Origin of the sequence: Streptococcus sp. WM07, assembly GCF_004570525.1 — a bacterium.
Lineage (GTDB): Bacteria > Bacillota > Bacilli > Lactobacillales > Streptococcaceae > Streptococcus.
The window spans coordinates 1-4,158 of the sequence record NZ_SPPZ01000083.1 but is presented as its reverse complement, the minus strand read 5'-3'; the positions used below and the strand labels follow the sequence as shown (position 1 = coordinate 4,158).

At 40.5% G+C, this 4,158-nt stretch carries 4 protein-coding genes and 2 pseudogenes; 4 read left to right on the top strand and 2 right to left on the bottom strand.

Annotation, left to right across the window (positions count from 1 at the left end):
• Nucleotides 1-134, top strand: a pseudogene (locus E4T71_RS09905) (transposase); the annotation flags it as partial.
• A 115-nt stretch (nt 135-249) separates the two neighbouring features.
• Here E4T71_RS09905 and E4T71_RS08180 read toward each other — a convergent pair.
• Together E4T71_RS08180 and E4T71_RS08175 are read right to left on the bottom strand one after the other, a co-directional pair.
• A complete protein-coding gene (locus E4T71_RS08180) occupies nt 250-1,344 on the bottom strand; it encodes a DEAD/DEAH box helicase (RefSeq protein ID WP_135038823.1) in 1,095 nt (364 codons plus the stop codon).
• The gene (locus E4T71_RS08175; protein ID WP_135038821.1) at nt 1,334-2,326 is read right to left on the bottom strand and encodes a Gfo/Idh/MocA family protein; all 993 of its coding nucleotides are present in this window, start codon (nt 2,324-2,326) and stop codon (nt 1,334-1,336) included. The genes E4T71_RS08180 and E4T71_RS08175 overlap by 11 nt, the downstream gene beginning before the upstream one ends.
• 95 nt (nt 2,327-2,421) lie before the next feature.
• Here E4T71_RS08175 and udk point away from each other — a divergent pair, with 95 nt between their 5' ends.
• The 3 genes and pseudogenes from udk to E4T71_RS10570 all read left to right on the top strand — a co-directional run bounded on the left by udk (nt 2,422) and on the right by E4T71_RS10570 (nt 3,777).
• Complete coding sequence (gene udk / locus E4T71_RS08170; RefSeq protein WP_135038819.1) at nt 2,422-3,060, top strand: uridine kinase; 639 nt, start codon at nt 2,422-2,424, stop codon at nt 3,058-3,060.
• A 104-nt stretch (nt 3,061-3,164) separates the two neighbouring features.
• Nucleotides 3,165-3,605: pseudogene (locus E4T71_RS10280) on the top strand (DUF975 family protein); the annotation flags it as partial.
• Nucleotides 3,606-3,666: 61 nt separating this feature from the next.
• A complete protein-coding gene (locus E4T71_RS10570) occupies nt 3,667-3,777 on the top strand; it encodes a hypothetical protein (protein WP_368773482.1) in 111 nt (36 codons plus the stop codon).
• Nucleotides 3,778-4,158: the final 381 nt, after the last annotated feature.

The following is a 4,158-nucleotide window of genomic DNA, read 5'->3' as shown; positions in this document are numbered from 1 at the left end:
TCGAACCTATATTTGGTAGGATGAAGGGTGTTTTTGGCGTACGCCGAGTTCATGTTCGAGGAAATCAAAACGTGGAAACAGAGTTAGGGCTCCTCTTAATGAGCATGAATCTTACAAAATTGACTAAAAGGTTAGTCCAATATGAAAAAGACAAAGAAAAATCACAGACAAATTTGTATCTTTTGGCGAAAACCAAATACAAATTCTCTGTGATTTTTCAATTATTGGCTAGTTTTTGCCCAGCCCCTTTTAATCTTCATCTATTAAAAATAACTCTTGATTTTTTAATTGAATTTCAGAAACCTTGGCATATTTTTTCAGCTGTTTCAGTTCCTGAGGATGGCTGACAAAGGTAATCACATAACCCGGTCGTCCCATGCGCCCTGTCCGTCCTGCTCGATGGGTATAGGTATCTTTATCTCGTGCCAAATCCGCCTGAATCACACAGTCTAGCCCTTGAATATCAATCCCTCTTGCTACTAAATCAGTGGCTAGAAGGAGGGAGATAGAACCATCTTTAAAGCGATCCAAAATTTGTTTGCGCATTTGTACATTAATATCACTAGCCAAAGAATAAGCTGGCAAATGATGGTACTGTAATTTCTCCTCTGCATTGCCCACATCAGAGAGGCTATTGAAAAAGACCAAAGCACGAAAATCATCAACTGCTAAAAGTTTCCGAAGAGTTGCTACCTTATCACGTTGAGACACTCGCATATAGAAGTGCTGTAGATGGTTAGCTTCCTCTTCTTGACCTAGTGTGATCAAGCGAGTACCTTCCTGTAACTGATCCATTGGAATTCCCCGAGTCGCACTCATATAGATATGTGTATGGGTCTTAGGAACATAGGTTAATAGACGATCTACAAATGGCAATTGTGAGGTGCTCAGTAACTGGTCAAATTCATCCAAGACAATGGTATCAATCGCTAACAATTTGATTTTTTTGAGTTTAACCAATTCTAAAACCCGTCCAGGAGTTCCAATCAAAACTTCAGGTCCTTTCTTCAAACGTTCGATTTGCCGTTTTTGACTAGAACCAGATAGAAAGAGTTGGGTCTTAAGCCCCAAGTCCTGTGTCCAAGCCTGTGTCACTTCATAAATTTGACCTGCCAACTCACTATTAGGAGCTAAAATAAGTACCTGCTGACCTTGCCCTTTGCGTACCTTTAGTAAAAGAGGCAACAAATAAGCTAGCGTTTTCCCTGTTCCTGTCGGGCTAATTCCTAATAGAGACTCCCCAGCTTGAATGGGCTCCCATAAAACTTCCTGAATTGGCGTAGCTTCTTCAAATCCCTGAGTCTGCCAGCGTTCCTGCCAAATTTGTGGGAAATTATTCAACATCTTGGTCTCCTTCAAATACAATAGCTGCATCCTGGCGTAGTTTCCACATGGTTTCATGGACATCTAGTGCCAGCTGTGTCCACTTTTCCCAGCTAAGCCAATCTTCTCTCTCAATCATCTGTGCAAATGCTGCCGCCTCTTCTTCCATCTGATGACTAGCAACTTGGACTGGAAGAACTTCTTCTCCTCCAGTCAAGTCTCTAAAGCGAGCAGACTTGATTTCCTCCACTGAATCTACTATCAAGGTTCCTTGACTAGTATAGATCTCACTTGAGAGATAAGTTGTGTAATTTTTTGCCGTTTGAAGAGTCACCAAACTACCTGGATACAGTAAGTTTGCCTGTCCGGCCAAATCAACATCCCAATCCCATTTTTGAGCTTGATACGAAACCTGAGCTGGTTTCCCAAACCAGTAGTGAGCCACATACAAAGGATAGATTCCCAAATCCATCAGAGCACCACCACCAAATTTTGCAGAAAAGACATTCGGTAACTCACCCGCTAAAAGAGCTGGCATTTTCGAAGAATATTTTCCATAACGCAGATTAGCCCCCAAGATTTCCTTATCTTTCAAAAAATCAGAAACAAGAGCTACAGCCTTTTCATGCACATTCCGTGCTGCTTCAAAGAGCATAACCTTCTTTTTCTTGGCCAAGGAATATACTATTGTCCACTCGGATGGACGTAAAACTGCCGGCTTTTCTACTACTACATGTTTACCCGCTTCAAGAGCCAAACGACTATGTTGAAAGTGAAGGCCGTTGGGAGAAGCGATGTAAATCAAATCCAGACTTGAATCCATAAGGAAGGATTCCAAAGAATCGTACGTTTCTATTTCAGAACCATATTGGTCCGCAAATGCTTGAGCTTTCTCAAGACTTCGAGAGTAAACCGCACCAAGTCGATATCCCCCTGCTGCTGTCACAGCTTTCATCCATTCGTGGGCGATTGGACTAGTTGCTAAAATTCCAAATGTAATCATTTTTTTCACCTCACTCCATTATAACATGGACTAGCCTACTGACATAGCTCTAAAAATAGTGTACAATGAATAGGAAAAATAGAGAGGATCATTTCATGCATAAAAAACCAATCATTATCGGTGTAACAGGTGGATCTGGTGGAGGAAAAACCAGCGTATCTCGAGCAATCTTGTCCAATTTCCCAAATGCTAAGATTGCCATGATCGAACACGACTCCTACTATAAGGATCAATCTCATTTAACTCCTGAGGAGCGGGTCAAAACCAACTATGACCATCCCTTTGCATTTGACACAGATTTGATGATTGAACAATTGAGCGAACTACGTGCCGGGCGGCCTGTGGACATTCCAACTTACGACTACACAGCCCACACTCGTAGTAAACATAGCTATCGCCAAGAACCACAAGATGTCTTTATTGTTGAAGGAATTCTAGTACTTGAAGATCAGCGTCTTCGTGACCTCATGGATATTAAAATCTTTGTGGACACAGATGACGATGTCCGTATCATTCGACGGATTAAACGAGACATCGAAGAACGTGGGCGTAGCCTCGACTCTGTCATTACGCAATACCTTGAGGTCGTAAAACCCATGTACCACCAATTTATCGAGCCAACTAAGCGCTACGCAGATGTGATTATTCCCGAAGGAGTCACCAACAAGGTTGCCATTGATCTCATCAACACCAAAATTGCTTCCATTTTAAATGAAACCGAATCAGCTGAATAACTCATAATAAGAAAAGACTAGGCCTGACGCCTGGTCTTTTTCCTAACTTGACAAAGTTTTCGAATCTGCTATACTATCCTCTGTATCATTTTTGAGAGGATTTTATGAATCGAACAGACTTAAAAAATCAAGCTAAGAAAGCCTTAGCTGATAACTGGACTTGGGCAGTTACTCTGACCCTACTACTATCCCTATTACCAAGTTTTCTTGCTTTTCTCACCTTTGGTTTTGGAGGACTCCTGAGTATCTTTTTTGTTGCTAGTGCCCAAATTGCCTTTCTCAATCTCCTGGACAAACACAAGGAAGAAAATATCTTTACGGCTGCCTTCACTAGTTTCCGCCAAGGTCGTTTCTTACCCATTCTTATAAATAGTCTACTCCAATATCTATTCTTAATCTTCTGGACACTACTCTTCATAATCCCTGGTTTAATAAAGGCCTATTCCTATTCCATGACCAACTACATTATTGAAGATCTAATCGCAGAAGGTAGAGATATTGAACCTACAGAAGCCATTACTAAATCTCGGCTTCTCATGGATGGACATAAACTCGACCTCTTTATTCTAGACCTTAGTTTCCTCGGTTGGGCCTTCCTTACTCACTATCCTAACCTTTGGAATCGGTCATTTATGGTTAGCACCTTATATCTATACAACTCGCGCAGCCTTTTACCGCCAATTAGTTGCAGCTAAGCCTGAAGTCTTAGATCTATAAGCCCAAATTATTCATACCTCAGAAGAATCTGTGTAAATGCCTAAAAAATCATCAGAAACAACCAATAATCAACTGGAATTTCTGATGATTTTTATTATTCACCAAATTGTTCTAGGGATAAAAATGTATTCAGTACCTTATAACCCTAAAAAAGGCAGACTCCGCCCTTGGTGTAACTATATATTTTTAAAAATGTATACTATTTAACATCTTAATTTCCTAACAAAGGTGGACTTTCATCTCCTGCTTCATAAACCCAAATTATTCATACATAACTAAAAAAACTTCCAGAATCGCTGATACATCATGGTTTCTGGAAGTTTTTGATTTTCACCCATTAGGTGAGACTTTTTACTGGACAAAAAAGGATTTCCCCTTTAT